The organism is Streptomyces griseochromogenes, from assembly GCF_001542625.1.
GTDB classification, from domain to species: domain Bacteria; phylum Actinomycetota; class Actinomycetes; order Streptomycetales; family Streptomycetaceae; genus Streptomyces; species Streptomyces griseochromogenes.
Genome location: NZ_CP016279.1, coordinates 8,014,598 through 8,032,458, shown reverse-complemented (window position 1 = coordinate 8,032,458; position 17,861 = coordinate 8,014,598). Strand labels below are relative to the sequence as shown.

The window sequence follows — 17,861 nt, the reverse complement described above, 5'->3', positions numbered from 1 at the left end:
TTCCATGAACCTTCCCCTCAAAAGCTCCTCCGACACCCAGCCGATTCGTCTCAGAAGGCATCCATGGTGAGTGTTCGAAAGCCTCCCGGCGGCCGTGAACGTCCTTACGCGCGCGTGCTGTTGCCGCCTGCCATAGTGATGGCCGCGGCGACCGGGGCCGCCGTCGCCCTCGTACCTGCCACGGCCCGGATCGCCGTCGGTGGGTGCGGGGCGGTGGCCGTGCTTCTGGTCCTCGCCACGGCCGCCGAAGCCGTCCGCCGAGGACGCAAGCTCCGCGAGGCGCAGGCCGAGCACGCCCGTCACAGTGCGTATCTGGAGCGCCGCCTCGCCGCCCACGACGAGGAGATCGTCCGCCTCGCCACCGACGTCCTGCCCACCGCGCTGCACCGGCTGCGCCACGGAGAATCGCTCAGGGAGGTGATGCGCAAGGTCATCGACCTCGACCCCGAGCTGCGCCACATCCCCGAGTCGCAGCGCGTCCTGCTGTACAGCGCGCTGCGCGGCGCCGACCACGAGATCTCGATGCGCGACGCGACCGAGCGTTCCTTCGTCAGCATCGCCCGCCGCATCCAGGCCATCGTCCACCAGCAGGCCAACGAACTGCGCGAGATGGAGGAGGACCACGGCCGCAACCCCGAGGTCTTCGACGACCTGTTGCGCCTCGACCACGGCACCTCGCTGATCGGCCGTCTCGCCGACACCATCTCCGTGCTCGGCGGCGGGCGCCCCGGCCGCCAGTGGCCCCTGCCCGTCTCGCTGTACAGCGTGCTGCGCGGTGCCATGTCCCGGATCCTGGAGTACCGGCGCATCGAGCTGAACTCGATCGTCAACATCAACATCAAGGGCACCTCGGTCGAGCCGATCATCCACGCGGCCGCCGAACTCCTCGACAACGCCACCCGCTACTCGCCGCCGACGACCAAGGTGCACGTCACCGCCACCGAGGTGCAGACCGGCGTCGTCATCGAGATCGAGGACGCCGGCGTCAGCCTCAACGAGGAGTCCCGCGCCCGCATCGAGAAGGCGATCACCGACGCCATGGCGGGTGACGACGCGGAGAACCTGGGCTCCAGCCCGCGCCTCGGCCTCGCCGTCGTCGGCCGGCTCTGCAAGGCCTTCGACATGAAGGTCTCGCTGCGCGCCTCCGCCTACGGCGGTGTCCGCGCGATCCTCGTCGTACCGGGCGTCATGACCACCACCGAGCCCGGCGTCGGCGCCGCCCACGGCATCGGTGCCACCGCCGTGCCGAAGCCCGAACTCGGCGCGGTCGAGGGCCCCAAGCGCCCGCCCAAGAAGCGCCGCCCCACCAGCCCCCGCATCCCCGCCGGGATCTCCATGGAGGACGACGTCCCCGAGGTCACCGAGTGGACGGCGGGCGGTCTGCCGCAGCGCCGCAGCCGGGTCAAGACCCCGCTCAGCCAGCGGATCGCCGAGCAGGCCGCCATCGAGCGCGCCGAGCGCGAGGGCAGGCCGACCATCTGGTCCCAGCACAAGCCCGAGCCCGAACCCGAGCCCGAGATGGACCCCGAGATCAAGAAGCTCCGGGAGCGGCCGCCGGGCATGTGGGTCGACGACTTCTGGAACGGCCTGAAGAAGGGCATGCCCGAGGGCGCCACCGCGAGCGAACTGACCGACTTCACGCTGAACCCGACCGCGTACACGCACCTGCTCAACGATTCGGACACCGGCACCGAGGCCGACGACGAGGGGGACCTCAAGTGATCCAGCAGCGAGGCAACTTCGACTGGATGCTCAAGCAGCTGAACGACGGCGTACCGGGCGTCGAGATGATCGTGGTGCTCTCCGCCGACGGACTGCGCATCGCCCGCCATGGCGGTGACCCCGACGCCGCCGACCGGGTGGCCGCCGCCTGCGCGGGCGTACAGAGCCTCGCCAGTGCCATCATCCAGGAGATCCCGGGTGCCGGTGACATGAAGCTCGTCGTCATCGAGATCGAGGGCGGCTACTTCTACCTCATGAACGCCGGTGCCAACGCCTACCTCGCCGTGCTCGCCGACGTGACCTGCGAGCCGGGCCGGATGGGCGGCATGATGCGCGACCTGGTCGTCCGGGTGGGCGCTCACCTCACCAGTCCGCCCCGGCGGAACGGGCAGGCCGTATGACTCCTCCGCAACGCAAACGGCGCCGGCCGCAGCCACTGCCGCCCCCGCCGCCCCCGCCCGCCGGGCCGGCGGACGGCGAGCAACCGCGCAGGTATCCCGAACGTCTGTACACCATCGCCGGCACCGACGGCGGCGGCCGGGCCGAACTCGATCTGGTCACCTTAATCGTGGCGCATTCCGCGCCGCCGCCGTCCGCCTCACCGGAGGAGGCGGCAGTGCTCCGGCTCTGTACCGCCCCTCTGTCCGTGGCCGAGCTCTCGGCCTATCTCAATCTGCCGTTCAGCGCGATGACCGTCCTGATCACCGAGCTGATCACGACCGAACTGGTGCAGGCGCGCGCCCCGATCGTCCGCAAGGCGGTCGCCGACCGTTCCATCCTCGAAGCGGTGATGCATGGACTTCAACGGCTCTGACACCATCCCCGGACCACGCACCGAGGACCATCTGCCGCACACGGCGCAGGCCGCGGTGAAAATCGTGATCGTGGGCGGCTTCGGCGTCGGCAAGACCACCATGGTCGGTTCGGTCAGCGACATCAGACCGCTGACCACCGAGGAGACCATGACCCAGGCCGGCATCGGGGTCGACGACAACTACGGCTCCGAATCCAAGACCGCCACCACCGTGGCCATGGACTTCGGCCGCATCAGCATCACCGACAAGCTGGTGCTCTATCTCTTCGGCACCCCCGGCCAGGAGCGCTTCTGGTTCCTGTGGAACGGCCTGTTCGAAGGCGCGCTCGGCGCGGTCGTCCTGGTCGACACCCGGCGCCTGGAAGTCAGCTTCGACGTCATGGGACGCCTGGAGGAGCGCGGGGTGCCCTTCGTCGTCGCCATCAACTCCTTCCCCGACGCGCCCCGTTACCCCGTCGAGGAACTGCGCACCGCGCTGGACCTGACCCCGGACATCCCGATCATGGACTGCGATGTGCGGCGCCGGGCCTCCAGCAAGGAGGTACTGATGACCCTGATGCGCTTCCTGCACTCGCTCGCCCTGTCCGGCGCCCTCACCTGACCCGCATACCGCAATACCCCCACACCTTCCGTTCCGGAGCGACACTGTGACGCCTGAACCGCAATCCCTGACCGGCACAGACCCCGTCCCCGGCCCGCCGCCGGGCTGCCCGGCCCACGGCCTGGGCGCCGGGGGACCGCACCGGCTCTACGGCCCCGACGCGGCCGACCTGGACGACCTCTACGAGCGCCTGCGCGACGAGCACGGCCCCGTGGCGCCCGTGCTGCTGCACGACGACGTACCGATGTGGGTGGTCCTCGGGCACACCGAGAACCTGCACCTGGTGCGCAGCCCCGCCCAGTACACCCGCGACAGCCGGATCTGGACCCCGCTGCAGGAGGGCATGGTCAAACCCGACCACCCCCTCATGCCGCACATCGCCTGGCAGCCCATCTGCTCGCACGCCGAGGGCGACGAGCACCAGCGGCTGCGCGCGGCGGTCACCGGCGCCATGTCGACCATCGACCACCGCAACATGCGCCGTCACATCGGCCGCTACACCCAGGAACTGGTCAACGACTTCTGCGAACGGGGCCGTGCCGACCTGGTCTCCCAGTTCGCCGAGCACCTGCCGATGGCCGTCATGTGCGAGCTTTTCGGCATGCCGGAGGAGTACAACGACCGGATGGTGCAGGCCGCCCGCGACGCCCTCAAGGGCACCGAGACCGCCATCCAGAGCCATACCTACGTCATGGACGCGCTGAGCCGGCTCACCACCCGCCGCCGTGCCCGGCCCGACGACGACTTCACCAGTCACCTCATCACCCACCCCGCGGGGCTGACCGACGACGAGGTGCGCGAACATCTGCGCCTCGTCCTGTTCGCGGCCTACGAGGCCACCGCCAACCTGCTCGCCAACGCGCTGCGCATGGTCCTGACCGAGCCGGGCTTCCGCGCCCAGCTCAACGGCGGCCAGATGACCGTGCCGGAGGCGATCGAGCAGTCCCTGTGGGACGAGCCGCCGTTCAGCACGGTCCTGGGCTACTTCGCCAAGCAGGACACGGAGCTGGGCGGCCAGATCATCCGCAAGGGCGACGGACTGCTCTTCGCGCCCGCCCCGGGCAACGTGGACCCGCGCGTCCGCCCGGACCTGTCCGCCAGCATGCAGGGCAACCGCTCGCACCTCGCCTTCGGGGGCGGCCCGCACGAGTGCCCCGGCCAGGACATCGGCCGTGCCATCGCCGACGTCGGCGTGGACGCCCTGCTGACGCGGCTCTCGGACATCCAGCTGGACTGCCCCGAGGAGGACCTGCGCTGGCGGTCGTCCATCGCCTCCCGGCACCTGGTGGCCCTGCCGGTGCGCTTCGAACCGAAGCCCCAGCAGGACGTGCAGCGCCCGCCCAGCCCCGCACCCATCCCGTCGCAGCGCGCCACCTGGCAGACCGGCACCCCGCGCACGGAGCCGGCACCCGCCGCCGAGCCCCGGCCGATGGTCCCGCCGCCGGTTCCCGAGCCCGCCGTCGCACCGCGGCAGGCCCGCCGCGCCGGCTTGTGGCGGCGCCTGCTGCGCTGGTGGCGCGGCGAGTGATGCCGAGGGGCGGCGCGGCTACGGCGCCCGGTCGGCCCACTCGGCCGGGTCCGACCACGCCGACAGCGTCCGCCCGCTGACGAAGGTGTGCTCCGCCCCCGTGACCGGATCGGTGAACTCCAGCCTCCGCGCGAGCAGTTGCAGCGGACGCCGGAAGTCACCGGCCGGTACGGGGGCGGTCACCTCCGGATAGAGCGGGTCGCCGAGGATGGGCACGCCCAGCGCGCTCAGATGCACCCGCAGCTGATGGGTCTGCCCGGTCTCGGGGATGAGCCGGTACCGGCCAAGACCCGCCCGGTGCCCGGCCGACTCCACCCGCGTCACCGCGTTCGGCTCGCCCTCGACCTCCCGGGCGGCCGGCACCCCGCGCTCCTTCACGATCCGGCTGCGCACGGTCCGGGGCAGGGTGAGCGCGGGATCGTAGGGCGCGACGGCCTCGTACTCCTTGCGCACCCGCCGGTCCCGGAACAGCGTCTGGTACGCCCCGCGCTCCTCGGGCCGCACCGTGAACAGCACGAGTCCGGCGGTGAGCCGGTCCAGCCGGTGCGCGGCGGTCAGCGAAGGGAGGTCCAGCTCGCGGCGCAGCCGGGCCAGCGCGGTCTCGGCGACATGCGTGCCGCGCGGGGTCGTCGCGAGGAAGTGCGGTTTGTCGGCGACGACGATGTGCTCATCCCGGTGGACCACCTCCACCGGGAACGGCACGGTGATCTCCTCGGGCAGCTCCCGGTGGAACCACACGAACATCCCCGGTTCGTACGGCGCGTCCGGCGCCACCGCCCGCCCGTCGGCCGCCACCACCAGCCCCGCGTCGAACATCCCCGCGACCACGCCGGGCCCGGCGCCCGTCAGCCGCTCCACCAGATGCTCCCGAACGGTGGCCCACTGCCCGCCGAACGGCAGCCGCACCCGCACCGGGTCGACTCCGTCGTGCTGGGGGAGCGGGGCGGGCGGGGGTGGCGTACGGCGTCTCATCGCCACCCAGAATACGGTTGGGGCACGGCCCGGGACCTTGGCAGGATGCCGATCATGCCCTACCTCACCAGCCCGGTTCTGACCGCCGGAGTCCTCGCCCGTACCCCGCAGCCCACCCTCCCGACCGGCGACGGCCTGGTCCTTCGCCCTTGGCGGGCTTCGGACGCGCCCGCCGTACATGCCGCCTTCCAGGATCCGGTCCTGCACCAGTGGCACATCAAGTCCTGCGACTCCGAGGACGAGGCCGCCGCCTGGATCGAGGAGTGGCGGTCGTCCTGGGAGGGCGAGGACAACGCCCAGTGGGCCGTCGTGGAGGAGGACACGGACGAGCTGTTGGGCCGGGTCGCCCTCCGGCAGATCATGCTCGGCGACGGTGTGGCCGAGGTCGCGTACTGGACCGTGGCACAGGCCCGGGGCCGGGGCGTCGCGGCGCGCTCCACGACCACGCTGACCCGCTGGGCCTTCGAGGAGATCGGCCTGCACCGCCTCGAACTCCTGCACGCCACCGCCAACGAGGCGTCCTGCCGCGTGGCCGCCAAGACCGGCTTCGCCCTGGAGGGCACCAAGCGCAGCGCCTGCCTGCACGCGGACGGCTGGCACGACATGCACCTGCACGCACGCGTGCGCGGAGACTGACCGCGCCTGCCGCGAAGCCACCGGCCTCGCGGTGGACTCCGGAACGCGATACATCGTGTGTATTGACCGTGGCGGAGAACTCGCGATATGTTCGTCCACGGATATTCGGAAGCGAGGTGGTGGTCATGGGCGTCAAGCGCCGAAAGCTCGGCAATCCGCTGGCGCTCGCCGTCCTGGCGACCCTCTGGCAGAAGCCGATGCATCCGTACGAGATCGCCCAGACCCTGCGCCGGCAGGGCAAGGACACGAGTACGAAGATCAATTACGGCTCGCTCTACACGGTCGTGCAGAACCTCGAGAAGCACGGTTTCGTCGAGGTGACCGACGTCGAGCGGCAGGGCAACCGCCCCGAGCGCACCGTCTACGGCCTCACCGACGCCGGGCGCGAGGAGCTGACCGAGTGGATGTCCGACCTCATGGCCGTACCGGTCAAGGAGTTCCCGATCTTCGAGACCGCGCTCTCCCTCATGGGGGTGCTGCACCCCGACGAGGTCGTCCGGCTCCTGGAGGAGCGGCTCGCGACCCTGGAGGTGCAGGTGGCCAGCGGTCGCGGGGCCCTGCAGAAGCTGTACGAGACGCTGCCGCGGCTCTTCCTGGTGGAGACCGAGTACCAGCTGCACATGCTTCAGGCGCAGGCCACATGGGTGCGCGACGTCCTGGACGAGATCGGGAAGGGCACCCTGCCCGGAGTCGACGGCTGGCGGCGGTTCCATGAAACGGGCGAGATCCCGCCCGAGTTCCGGGAGTTGGAGGCGCACGACACCGAGGAGTGACCCAGAACCGAACAGACCCCGGCAGGGCTGTTGCAGCAGCCTTGCCGGGGTCTCGAACCCCGGGCTGAATCCGCCGTGAAGCGGCTCCAGGCGATCGAGGTGCGGCACACCCAGGATAGCCGGGCGCTCTTCGCGCGGATCAGCCGACCGTCATCCGCTGATACCGCTCACCGAGGAGAGCAGCCGACATGAACACCCGTGCGCCCGCAGTCGAGGCGCGCCAGCTGATCAAGACCTATCCCGGGGACGTCACCGCCCTGAACGGCATGGACGTCACCGTCACTGCCGGCACCGTCTTCGGGCTGCTCGGCCCCAACGGCGCCGGCAAGTCCACCACCGTGAAGATCCTGACCACCCTCGCCCGTCCCGACTCCGGCACCGCCACCGTCGCCGGACACGACGTACTGCGCCACCCCGACCGGGTGCGCCGCGCCATCGGCGTGGTCGCCCAGCACTCCGGCGCCGACCCGGTGGCGACCGGCCGCGAGAACCTCCTGCTCCAGGGCAGGCTCCACGGGATGCGGGGCGCCACGCTGACCCGCCGGGCGGACGAGCTGCTGGAGCGGTTCGCCCTCGCCGATGCCGCCCGGCGCCCGGTCAAGGGCTACTCGGGCGGCATGCGGCGCCGCCTGGACGTGGCCCTCGGGCTGGTGCACCGGCCCGAGGTGCTCTTCCTGGACGAGCCGACCACCGGCCTGGACCCCGAGGCGCGCACCGCGATGTGGGAGGAGATCGGCCGCCTGGCCGGCGAGGAGGGGCTGACCATCCTGCTCACCACGCACTACCTGGAGGAGGCCGACCGGCTCGCCGGGCGCATCGCGATCGTCGACCGCGGCCGGGTCGTCGTCGAGGGGACTCCGGACGCGCTCAAGGGCGAACTGCGCGGCGACGCAGTCCGTCTGGAACTGCGCGAGCCGGTCGGCGAGGCGGGCCGCGCGCTGCTCACCGACGCCCTGGGCGCACTGCCCGGCGTGCACGAGGTGCTGTGCGAGGGGCGCCGGATCAGCGTCCGCGCCGACGACGGAGCGGCCGCCATGCCCGGGCTGCTCGCCGGTCTGGAGCGCGCCGGGGTCACCGTCGCCTCCGCGACCGTCGCCCGGCCCTCGCTGGACGACGTCTACCTCCGCCACGCGGGCCGTCGTTACGCCGAGGCGCAGAGCGCCGGGACCCTCGTGCCCGCCGGAGGTGCGCGATGAGCAACGCCGTTGCACAGACCTGGTACATGACACAGCGTCAGCTGCTGGTGTTCGCCCGGCAGCCCGCCTATGCGATCATCACCCTGGTCCAGCCGGTGATCTGGCTGTTCCTCTTCGGCGGCCTCTTCAAGAAGGTGGTCGAACTGGGCGGCTTCGGCACCACCTCCTACCTGGACTACCTGGTGCCGGGTGTGGTGGTGATGAGCGCCCTCAGCTCCAACATGTGGGCCGGGATGGGCACGCTGGAGGAGATCCAGCGCGGCACCCTCGACCGCTTCCTGACCAGCCCGGTCAGCAGGGCCGCGCTGATGAACGGCAACGTCGTCAACAACGGTCTGGTCACCGCGCTCCAGTCGGTGATCATCGTCCTGCTGGGGCTGCTCGGCGGTGCCGACTACCCGGGCGGACTCGGCGGCATCGCGGTCCTGGTCCTGGCCTCCGTGCTGCTCGGCACGGTCTTCGGTGCGCTGTCCAACGCGCTGGGCATGCTGGTGCGCGAACGCGAGTCGGTCATCGGTATCAACACCTTCCTGCTGCTGCCGCTCACCTTCCTGTCCTCCGCCTTCATGGCGCCGTCCCAGATGCCGGGCTGGATGCGGCACGTCGCCGACTTCAACCCGCTCAACTGGGCCATGGTGGCGGGCCGTTCGGCGCTGTCCGCACACCCCGACCGGATGGCCGTGGCCGACCGGGGCGGGGCGCTGCTGGCGCTGGCCGTGGCCGCGGTGTGGCTGTCGATCAGGGCGCTCAGGTCGTACCAGCGGTCGGTGTGAGCGCTTCCGGGCCCGGATCCGCCGCTTGATCGATGACATGATGGGGCGTCCGATTCTCCCGCCCCGAGGTGAAGGTCATGCCGCCCTACGAGCTTGCGGACCGACTCGTCATCGGCGTCGCCTCCAGCGCCCTGTTCGATCTGGAGGAGTCGGACGCGGTGTTCCGGGAGCAGGGGGAGGAGGCCTACCGGGCCTACCAGGAAGAGAATCTGGACAACACGCTCCGCCCCGGGGTCGCGTTCGCGTTCGTCCAGCGGCTGCTGTCGCTGAACGACCTCGGCGACCCCGGGGATCCGCTCGTCGAGGTCATCATCCTCTCGCGCAACGACCCCGACACCGGTCTGCGGGTCATGCGCTCCATCCAGGCGCACGACCTGCCGATCACCCGGGCCGTCTTCATGCAGGGGCGGTCCCCCCACCCGTTCATGACGGCCTTCAACATGTCGCTGTTCCTGTCGGCGAACGGGGACGATGTGCGCGAGGCCGTCGCCGCGGGCCTGCCCGCGGGGCACGTCCTCGGCTCCCCGCACGCGGACGACCCCGTCGACCGGGATCTGCGCATCGCCTTCGACTTCGACGGCGTCCTGGCCGGTGACGCCTCGGAGCAGGTGTACCAGACGGGCGGTCTGGAGGAGTTCCGCGCCCATGAGGCCCGCAATGCCGCGACCCCGCACGACCCCGGGCCGCTGCGCGACTTCCTGGCCAGTGTGAACCGGATACAGCGCCGCGAGGAGCAGCGCCGGCGCGACGACCCGGACTACAGGATCCGGGTGCACGTCTCCATCGTGACCGCGCGCAGCGCGCCGACGCACGAGCGTGCCGTGACGAGCCTGAAGAAGTGGGGCGTCACCGTCAACGACGCCTTCTTCCTCGGCGGCATAGAGAAGGGCGCCGTCATGAAGGTGCTGAACCCGCACATCTTCTTCGACGACCAGGTGACCCACCTGGAGCGCACCTCGCGGACCACCCCGAGCGTGCACGTCCCCTTCGGCAAGATCAACGAAACGGCGCCCTGAGCGGGCCGGTCCTACGCGGCCGCGGCCCCGCCGCTCTCCTGCTCGGCCTCGATACGGGCGTTCCACTCCCGCTTGCCGGCCTGCCAGCCGTCCTCGTTGTGGCCGAGGCGCCAGTAACCGGAGATCGACAGGTCCTCGCGCGGGATCTGCAGCTCGACCCGCAGCAGCCGGCGCAGCTCCTTCACGAAGGTCGCCTCACCGTGCACGAACGCCTGCAGCCGGCCCTGCGGGAACGTGAGCGCCTCCACCGCCTCCAGCAGGGCCTCGCCCACCGGCCGGTCCCCGCGGTGCAGCCAGACGACCTCCACTTCGGAGTCGATCTTCTGCTCCTCCTCGGGGCCCGACACCTCCACGAAGGCATGCGCCCGGGTACCGGCCGGCAGCGACTCCAGGGCGCGGGCGATCGCGGGCAGCGCGCTCTCGTCACCGGCGAGCAGATGCCAGTCGGCGCTCGGGTCGGGCGCGTACGCGCCACCAGGACCGATGAAGCGCACGGTCTCCCCGGGCCGCACCCGGGCGGCCCACGGCCCGGCCAGGCCCTCGTCGCCGTGGATGACGAAGTCCAGGGTCAGTTCGAGGTGTTCGGGGTCCCAGGCGCGCACCGTGTACGTCCGCGTGACCGGCCACTGCTCACGGGGGAACTCCGCCCGGATCCGCTCCAGGTCGAAGGGCTCCGGGTAGCTCACGCCCGCCGGTGCGAACAGCAGCTTCACGTAGTGGTCGGTGCAGGTGTCCGCCGGGAGACCGGCGAGTCCCTCGCCACCGAGCACCACGCGCTGCATGTGCGGGGTGAGCCGCTCGGTGCGCACCACCCGTGCGGTACGGGGCTTGCGCGGCTGTCGTCCCGGACGCTCGGCCATCACGACCTCCTGCTGCATTGGTTAGGTTTACCTAAGTTAGCATCTCTCTCCGCTCAACAGGGGCTCCGGGAACGCTTCATGAACGCGTTTTGCAGGAATATTCCGTAGGGATCACTCCGCGAGCGTGGTCAGCAGCCGTTGCAGGGAGCCGCCGAGCCCCCAGCGCGCCGCCAGCGCCTCGAGTCCCGCCGGATCCCGCGGGGCGTGCGGCAGGGCGATGTCGACGTCCGGCAGCGGGACGTCGTCCGCGACCCGCACCACCTTCGGCGCGAGGGCGACATACGGCCGGGCCTCGTCGAGCCGTTTGCGCTGCGACGGGGTGAGCTTGGCCTGCGGGTCGTCGACCGCCGCCATGATCCCGGCCAGATCGCCGAACTCGGCGAGCAGCTTGGCCGCCGTCTTCTCGCCGATGCCGGCCACGCCCGGCAGCCCGTCGCTCGGATCGCCGCGCAGCAGCGCCAGATCCGCGTACCCCCGGCCGTCGACCCCGTACTTCTCGCGCAGCACCGCCTCATCGGTCATCTGCAGCGTGCCGACACCCTTGAGCGGGTACAGCACCCGGATCCCGCGCTCGTCGTCGACCAGCTGATAGAGGTCGCGGTCGCCGGTGACGATGTCCACCGGGCCGTCCGCGCGGGCGGTGAACGTGCCGATCACATCGTCCGCCTCGTACCCCTCGACGCCGACCCTGGCGATGCCGGCCGCGTCCAGCACGGCCTCGATGACCGGCACCTGCGGGGAGAGCGTGTCCGGCACCTCCTCCTCGTCCGGCCCGCCCTCGTGCTCCACCGCCACCCGGTGCGCCTTGTAGGTGGGGATGAGGTCCACCCGCCACTGCGGCCGCCAGTCGGCGTCCATACAGGCCACCAGCCGCTCCGGCCGGTGATCCTTGACCAGTCGGTCGATGAAGTCCAGCAGCCCGCGCACGGCGTTCACCGGCGAGCCGTCCGGCGCCTTCACGGAGTCCGGCACGCCGAAGTAGGCGCGGAAGTACAGCGAGGCGGTGTCGAGAAGCATGAGTCGTCCGGTCACGCTCGCATCATGCCGTACGGCACTGACGGTCACCCGTCGCAAGGGTCGGGCCCCTGTGAGCTGAGCCACTTAAAAGTTTGACCAAGACGCTTCTGGAAAGGCGCGGCCTCTGTCCTGTCCCGCCAGACGAGAGGTACGTGTGTCACCCAGGCTTGAGGTCGAGCATCTGTTCAAGGTGTTCGGCAGACGACCGGACCAGGCAGTGGAACGGCTGCGACAGGGCGCCGACCGGGAGGAACTGCGTGCCGACGGCACCACCGCCGCCGTGATCGACGCCTCCTTCGCGGTCGAGGCCGGCGAGATCTTCGTCGTCATGGGCCTGTCCGGCTCCGGCAAGTCCACCCTGCTGCGCATGCTCAACGGCCTGCTGGAACCGACCGCGGGCCACGTGCGCTTCGACGGCCAGGACCTGACCGCGCTGACCGACCGTGCCCTGCGCGAGGTGCGCTCGCACAAGATCAGCATGGTCTTCCAGCACTTCGCGCTCTTCCCGCACCGCAGCGTCCGCGACAACGCCGCCTACGGCCTGGCCGTGCAGGGCGTGCCCCGCGCCGAGCGCGCGCGCCGTGCCGACGAGGCGCTCGCCCTGTGCGGCCTGGCCGGCTGGGAGGGCTCCTGGCCCGACGAGCTGTCCGGCGGCATGCAGCAGCGCGTGGGCCTCGCCCGCGCCCTCGCCACCGACGCCGACCTGCTCCTGATGGACGAGTCCTTCAGCGCCCTGGACCCGCTGATCCGCCGCGACATGCAGGACCAGCTCCTGGAACTGCAGAAGACCCTGAAGAAGACCATCGTCTTCATCACCCACGACCTCAACGAGGCCATGCGCCTGGGCGACCGCATCGCCGTCATGCGCGACGGCCGCATCGTGCAGACCGGCACCGCGGAGGACATCCTGCTGCGCCCCGCGAACGACTACGTCGCCTCCTTCATCCAGGACGTCGACCGCTCCCGTGTGCTGACCGCCGCCGCCGTGATGGACACCGAGGTCCGCGGCGACGAGGCCGACTGCGGCTGCGAGACGGCCGCCCCCGGCACACCGTTCGCCGAACTGTGCGCGATCAGCGCCCGCCTGACCCACCCGGTCGCCGTCCTCGACGCCGACCGCGCGCTCGTCGGTGTCGTACCCCAGCGGCGCCTCGTCGGCTTCCTCGGCGACGAGCAGGGCGAACCCAGCGCGTGCGGCGACGACGGGAAGGTGATCACCCGTGCCTAGGCTGCACCTCGGCGACTGGGTCGACTCGGGCGTCGACTGGCTGCTCGCCCACCTGTCCTGGCTGTTCGACGCGATCCGCACGGTCGTGGAGGGCATGTACGACGGAATCGACGCGGTCCTGACCGCGCCCGAGCCGTTGCTGCTGGCCGGTATTCTCGCGGTCGTCGCCTGGTGGCTGCGCGGCCTGGTCGCCGGCCTCCTCGCCTTCGCCGGGTTCGCGCTCGTCGACTCGCTCGACCTGTGGGACCGGGCCATGTCCACGCTGGCCCTGGTCCTCGTCGCCACCGTCATCGCCCTGGTGATCTCCGTCCCGCTGGGCATCTGGGCCGCCCGCTCCAAGACGGTCAGCTCGGTCGTACGGCCCGTCCTGGACCTGCTCCAGACGATGCCCTCGATGGTCCTGCTCATCCCGGCGAGCCTCTTCTTCGGTCTGGGCACCGCGACCGGTGTCGTCGCCACCCTGATCTTCGCGCTCGCCCCCGGCGTGCGCATGACCGAGCTGGGCATCCGCCAGGTCGACGCCGAACTGGTCGAGGCCGCCGAGGCGTTCGGCACCACCCCGCGCGACACCCTGCTGCGCGTCCAGCTGCCGCTCGCCCTGCCGACCATCATGGCCGGCGTCAACCAGGTGATCATGCTGGGCCTGTCCATGGTCGTCATCGCCGGCATGGTCGGCACCGGCGGCCTCGGCGGCGCGGTCAACGAGGCCATCGGCCGGCTCGACATCGGCACCGGCTTCGAGGCGGGCGTCGGCATCGTCGTCCTCGCCATCTACCTGGACCGCATGACGGGCGCCCTCGGCACCCAGCTGTCCCCGCAAGGCCGCAGGGCCGCCGCCAAGGCCCGGACGACCGCGTGGTCGTACCGGCCGCGCCCGGCGGTCGCCGTCGCCGGCGTGGTCGTCCTCGCGCTCGTCGCGGGCGGCCTGGGGATCTTCGGCTCCTCCGCCGGCACCTCCGCGGTCTCCGGGCCGAACGTCGGCAAGGGCAAGGAGATCAGGATCGGCTACATCCCCTGGGACGAGGGCATCGCCTCCACCTTCCTCTGGAAGGAGCTGCTGGAGCGGCGCGGCTTCAAGGTCACGATCGACCAGTACGCCGCCGGCCCCCTCTACACCGGTCTCGCCACCGGCCAGCTCGACTTCCAGACCGACTCCTGGCTGCCCACCACGCACGCCGAGTACTGGAAGAAGTACGGCGACAAGCTCGACGACCTCGGCAAGTGGTACGGCCCCACCTCCCTGGAGCTGACCGTCCCCTCCTATGTCAAGGACGTGAACTCCCTGGCGGACCTGAAGGACCACGCCTCCGAGTTCGGCGGCAAGATCGTCGGCATCGAGCCCAGCGCGGGCATGATGGGCCTGCTCAAGAGCAAGGTCCTCAAGGAGTACGGCCTCGAGGGCGGCTACGACGTGGTCGACGGCTCCACGCCCGCCATGCTCGCCGAGCTGAAGCGCGCCTATGCCAGGAAGCAGCCGGTCCTCGTCACGCTCTGGTCCCCGCACTGGGCGTACAGCGACTACGACCTGAAGAAGCTCAAGGACCCCCAGGGCGCCTGGGGCAAGGGCGACGGTGTGCACACCCTCGCCCGCAAGGGCTTCGCCGCCGACAATCCCCAGGTCGGCAAGTGGCTGAGGAACTTCTCGATGACCGAGAAGCAGCTCACCGGCCTGGAGGCGCAGATCCAGAAGTCCGGCAAGGGCAAGGAGCAGGACGCGGTCCGCACCTGGCTGGGGCAGCACCCGGGACTGGCCGACACCTGGGCTCCGGTTGCCCGGGCGGGTGCCGAGAAGCGGGCGACCGGGTGACCTGACCGGCCCGGATCGCCGTCCGAGGGGCGGGTGTCGCCGTACGTCCGTCGACGGGCGTGGGGCGCTGCCCGCCCCTCGCGTCGTCCGGACCCCGGCGCAGAGCCCCCCGCCTACGGCAAGGATCCGGCCAACTACACAGCGCCATGGACCCCGCACCGGCGGGAACACGGGCGCCCGCTCCAGCCTTGAAGCAGGAGAGACCCGTCCCGCACGGCCGGCCACCGCACTGGCGAGAACCGTGAGGGTACGGGCCCCCGGGCGTGTCAGGGATGTGACAGCCGCGTGAAACGGTTTGCCGAACATGCGTAGGGTGCAGACAACTCATCGGGGTGTGCCCGGCGGCGGGCACCCTCGTCGGCGGCACGACGAGTGAAGGAGGGAGCCGGAGCGATGGGCGACCACAAAGAGCAGCAGCCCGTGCGGGTGGGCGCGGCCGTCCGGCGGCGTCGCCGTGCGCTGGAACTCACCCTCGCCGTCGTCGCCGAGCGCAGCGGCCTCTCGGTGCCCTTCCTCAGCCAGGTCGAGAACGACCGGGCCCGCCCGAGCCGCACCTCCCTGGAAAAGCTGGCCGACGCCCTGCGCACCACGGCCGTGGAACTCCTCGCGGCCGCCGACCCGGCGTGCAGCGTGGACGTCGTACGCGCCGAGGCCATCGCCGAGGGCGACTTCGATCCGCGCACGCGCTCCCTGGTGCGCGGTCACCACCAGCTGCACGCCTCCGAGTTCACCGGCGACCACGACGCCGGCCGCGAGTTCCAGCACCGCAACGACGAGCTGATGTACGTGGCCGACGGCGCGGTCGAGATCGAGGCCGAGGGCCGCGCGTACCGCCTCGGCCGCGGCGACACCCTCTACCTGACCGGCGGGGTCCGCCACCGCTGGCGGGCTACGGTGCCGGACACCCGGGTCATCGTGGTGGCGGTCGCCGAACACATCGAGGCCGTGCAGGACAGGTCTCGCTGAGAGTTCCGCGGCAGGGCGATCTTGGATCGTCGCTTGTCCGCGGGTGCGTTGTGGCTGGTCGCGCCCACGCGGCGGAGCCTCACATGAAACACAGCCCCGCGCCCCTCGGGCGCGCTGACATCGCCGGAGTTGCTCAGTGCGGGTCGTCTCCCTGGTCCCGTCCCTCACCGAGGCCGTAGCCCTGACGGTGCCCGGAGCTCTCGTCGGTGCCACCGACTGGTGCACTCATCCGGCGGCGCTCGACGTAGCCCGGATCCGCGGCACGAAGAACCCGGACACGGACCGGATCCTCGCCCTCGCCCCCGACCTGGTGATCGCCAACGAGGAGGAGAACCGGGCCCCGGATCTGGACGCCCTGCGCTCGGCGGGTCTGGAGGTGCTGGTCACCGAGGTGCGGACGGTGACCCAGGCCTTCCGGGAGCTGGAGCGGGTGCTGGGCGCGTGCGGCGCGCCGGTACGGCCCCGCTGGCTGGACGAGGCGGAGGCGGCCTGGGCCGCGCCGCCGGAACCCGGGACCCGTACGACGGCGGTCGTGCCGATCTGGCGCCGCCCCTGGATGGTCCTGGGCCGGAACACCTTCGCGGGCGACGTCCTGGCCCGCCTCGGTGTGCACCACCTGTACGCCGCCCACCCCGAGCGCTATCCACGCGTCCCGCCGGACGAGCTGCGGGCGGCGGACCCGGACCTCGTGGTCCTGCCCGACGAGCCCTACCGGTTCACCGCCGAAGACGGCCCGGAGGCCTTCCCCGGGCTGCGCTGCGCCCTGGTCAGCGGCCGGCACCTGACCTGGTACGGACCGTCGCTGGCCGAGGCGCCCCGGGTGCTGGGCGAGGCCCTGCGAGCAGCTCGCCCCTGAACAGACCGCGCACGGTCCCGGCGGCGGCCGCCGCCCAGGCGGTGACGAGAAGGGCGTACAGGCCGACGGCCAGGGCGTCGTACACCGCGAGCCCCGTGTGCCGGGCGAGGGCGGCCGTACCGGTGACACAGGTGCCCACCGGGAAGGTGAACGCCCACCAGGTCAGCGCGAACCCCATGCCCTGCCGCCGGGCCCGCACCACGTGTGCGGTCGCGAGCACCAGCCACAGCAGCGCGAACCCCATGACCGGCACCCCGTACAGCACGGCGAACACACCGAGACCACGGGCGTAAGGCGCCGGTACGACCCCGGCGGCGTCGTCCGCGATCAGGCTGAGCGCGGTGGTGGACTGCCCGAGCGGGCCCAGGACCAGGAACAGGATCGGGGTGAGCGCGAGCGGCAGCGGGCCGCTGACCAGCCGGGCGAAGACCAGCGGCAGCATCAGCAGCGTGGCCAGCAGACTCAGCCCGAACAGCGACAGGCACGCCAGCAGCAGGGTCTCCCGGGGCTGCCCCGGCGGCAGGTGCGGCACGAGCAGCGGGCCGAGCGCGGCCGACACCATCGGCGCGACGAGCGGCAGCAGCCAGACGGGGGTGGCCTCGGAGGGCTCGACGCGGTGCCGCACCGCCATCAGGTACGGCACGGCGACGGCGGCGGCGAGCCCGACCGCCGTACCCGCGGTGAACAGCACGGTGTCGAGTGCGACGGCCGCACCGGTGCCGATCCAGTCCCGGCCCACGGTCACGGCACCGCCGCCGACCGCCAGCAGGGCCATCGACAGACAGCCGTAGAAGGGGACCACGGCCGGGTCCAGAAGGTGGGCGCGGGCCTGGTCGCGGTGGTGGGCCCAGTGCCGGGCGCGGGCGGTCAGCAAGGTCGCCAGCAGAACGGAGGACAGGGCCCAGACGGCCGTGCAGACGGCGCGCAGCCCGCCGAGGTGTACGGGGAGCGCGGCGCCGGCCGTGGCGACGACGGAGGTCCCCATGACGGAGGCGTACCAGTTGGGGCCGAGGTGCCTCACGCTGACGGTGCGAGGGGCGGGAAGGGAATGTACTGCGGTGACCATGACTCCAGCCTCGCGCCGCCGATCGCCGCT

Annotated in this window: 18 protein-coding genes; 14 read left to right on the top strand and 4 right to left on the bottom strand. The window is 71.5% G+C overall.

The genetic code is table 11. From position 1 onward, the window contains the following. Positions 1–63: 63 nt before the first annotated feature. From AVL59_RS34755 to AVL59_RS34735, 5 genes are read left to right on the top strand one after another with little or no spacing between them, the layout of a single operon-like run. A complete protein-coding gene (locus AVL59_RS34755) occupies positions 64–1,722 on the top strand; it encodes an ATP-binding protein (RefSeq protein WP_167549310.1) in 1,659 nt (552 codons plus the stop codon). Next, positions 1,719–2,123 carry a roadblock/LC7 domain-containing protein gene (locus tag AVL59_RS34750; protein ID WP_067312690.1) on the top strand — a complete coding sequence of 135 codons (405 nt, stop codon included), beginning with the start codon at positions 1,719–1,721 and terminating at the stop codon, positions 2,121–2,123. Before AVL59_RS34755 ends, AVL59_RS34750 begins: the two co-directional genes overlap by 4 nt. Next, positions 2,120–2,536, top strand: coding sequence for a DUF742 domain-containing protein (locus AVL59_RS34745; RefSeq protein WP_067312688.1), 417 nt, complete (start codon positions 2,120–2,122; stop codon positions 2,534–2,536). Before AVL59_RS34750 ends, AVL59_RS34745 begins: the two co-directional genes overlap by 4 nt. After that, a complete protein-coding gene (locus tag AVL59_RS34740; RefSeq protein ID WP_067312686.1) occupies positions 2,517–3,137 on the top strand; it encodes a GTP-binding protein in 621 nt (206 codons plus the stop codon). The genes AVL59_RS34745 and AVL59_RS34740 overlap by 20 nt, the downstream gene beginning before the upstream one ends. Before the next feature lie 46 nt (positions 3,138–3,183). Continuing rightward, positions 3,184–4,665 carry a cytochrome P450 gene (locus AVL59_RS34735; protein WP_067312684.1) on the top strand — a complete coding sequence of 494 codons (1,482 nt, stop codon included), beginning with the start codon at positions 3,184–3,186 and terminating at the stop codon, positions 4,663–4,665. Positions 4,666–4,683: 18 nt separating this feature from the next. Here the strand turns inward: AVL59_RS34735 and AVL59_RS34730 are convergent, their stop codons facing one another. After that, complete coding sequence (locus AVL59_RS34730; RefSeq protein ID WP_067312682.1) at positions 4,684–5,637, bottom strand: RluA family pseudouridine synthase; 954 nt, start codon at positions 5,635–5,637, stop codon at positions 4,684–4,686. Positions 5,638–5,691: 54 nt separating this feature from the next. Between AVL59_RS34730 and AVL59_RS34725 the strand changes: the two genes are divergently transcribed. The 5 genes from AVL59_RS34725 (at position 5,692) to AVL59_RS34705 (ending at position 10,031) form a co-directional block, all read left to right on the top strand. Further along, the gene (locus AVL59_RS34725; protein ID WP_067312680.1) at positions 5,692–6,273 is read left to right on the top strand and encodes a GNAT family N-acetyltransferase; all 582 of its coding nucleotides are present in this window, start codon (positions 5,692–5,694) and stop codon (positions 6,271–6,273) included. 125 nt (positions 6,274–6,398) lie between these two features. Next, on the top strand, positions 6,399–7,046 hold the full coding sequence (locus AVL59_RS34720) for a PadR family transcriptional regulator (protein ID WP_067318105.1): 648 nt from the start codon (positions 6,399–6,401) through the stop codon (positions 7,044–7,046). 188 nt (positions 7,047–7,234) lie between these two features. Beyond that, entirely contained in the window at positions 7,235–8,242 is a 1,008-nt protein-coding gene (locus AVL59_RS34715; RefSeq protein WP_067312678.1) for an ATP-binding cassette domain-containing protein, read from the top strand. Further along, complete coding sequence (locus AVL59_RS34710; protein WP_067312676.1) at positions 8,239–9,015, top strand: ABC transporter permease; 777 nt, start codon at positions 8,239–8,241, stop codon at positions 9,013–9,015. Before AVL59_RS34715 ends, AVL59_RS34710 begins: the two co-directional genes overlap by 4 nt. Positions 9,016–9,092: 77 nt before the next feature. Further along, a complete protein-coding gene (locus tag AVL59_RS34705) occupies positions 9,093–10,031 on the top strand; it encodes a 5'-nucleotidase (RefSeq protein WP_067318103.1) in 939 nt (312 codons plus the stop codon). A gap of 11 nt (positions 10,032–10,042) precedes the next feature. On the opposite strand, the gene AVL59_RS34700 is transcribed toward AVL59_RS34705, so the two are convergent. After that, positions 10,043–10,891 carry a siderophore-interacting protein gene (locus AVL59_RS34700; RefSeq protein ID WP_067318102.1) on the bottom strand — a complete coding sequence of 283 codons (849 nt, stop codon included), beginning with the start codon at positions 10,889–10,891 and terminating at the stop codon, positions 10,043–10,045. 111 nt (positions 10,892–11,002) lie between these two features. Beyond that, positions 11,003–11,923, bottom strand: a complete 921-nt coding sequence (locus AVL59_RS34695) for a 5'-3' exonuclease (RefSeq protein ID WP_067312674.1) — start codon at positions 11,921–11,923, stop codon at positions 11,003–11,005. Positions 11,924–12,062: 139 nt separating this feature from the next. On the opposite strand from AVL59_RS34695, the gene AVL59_RS34690 reads away from it, so the two are divergent. The 4 genes from AVL59_RS34690 (at position 12,063) to AVL59_RS34675 (ending at position 16,765) form a co-directional block, all read left to right on the top strand. Beyond that, complete coding sequence (locus AVL59_RS34690; protein ID WP_067312672.1) at positions 12,063–13,136, top strand: quaternary amine ABC transporter ATP-binding protein; 1,074 nt, start codon at positions 12,063–12,065, stop codon at positions 13,134–13,136. Further along, positions 13,129–14,943 (top strand): ABC transporter permease/substrate binding protein, encoded by a 1,815-nt coding sequence (locus AVL59_RS34685; RefSeq protein ID WP_067312670.1) that lies wholly within the window; start codon positions 13,129–13,131, stop codon positions 14,941–14,943. The genes AVL59_RS34690 and AVL59_RS34685 overlap by 8 nt, the downstream gene beginning before the upstream one ends. Positions 14,944–15,336: 393 nt before the next feature. After that, positions 15,337–15,909: a helix-turn-helix domain-containing protein gene (locus AVL59_RS34680; protein WP_067312668.1), complete on the top strand. Its 573-nt coding sequence runs from the start codon at positions 15,337–15,339 to the stop codon at positions 15,907–15,909. 136 nt (positions 15,910–16,045) lie between these two features. Then, complete coding sequence (locus AVL59_RS34675) at positions 16,046–16,765, top strand: helical backbone metal receptor (RefSeq protein ID WP_067312666.1); 720 nt, start codon at positions 16,046–16,048, stop codon at positions 16,763–16,765. On the opposite strand, the gene AVL59_RS34670 is transcribed toward AVL59_RS34675, so the two are convergent. Continuing rightward, positions 16,677–17,831, bottom strand: coding sequence for a TDT family transporter (locus AVL59_RS34670; RefSeq protein WP_067312664.1), 1,155 nt, complete (start codon positions 17,829–17,831; stop codon positions 16,677–16,679). The genes AVL59_RS34675 and AVL59_RS34670 overlap by 89 nt on opposite strands. Positions 17,832–17,861: the final 30 nt, after the last annotated feature.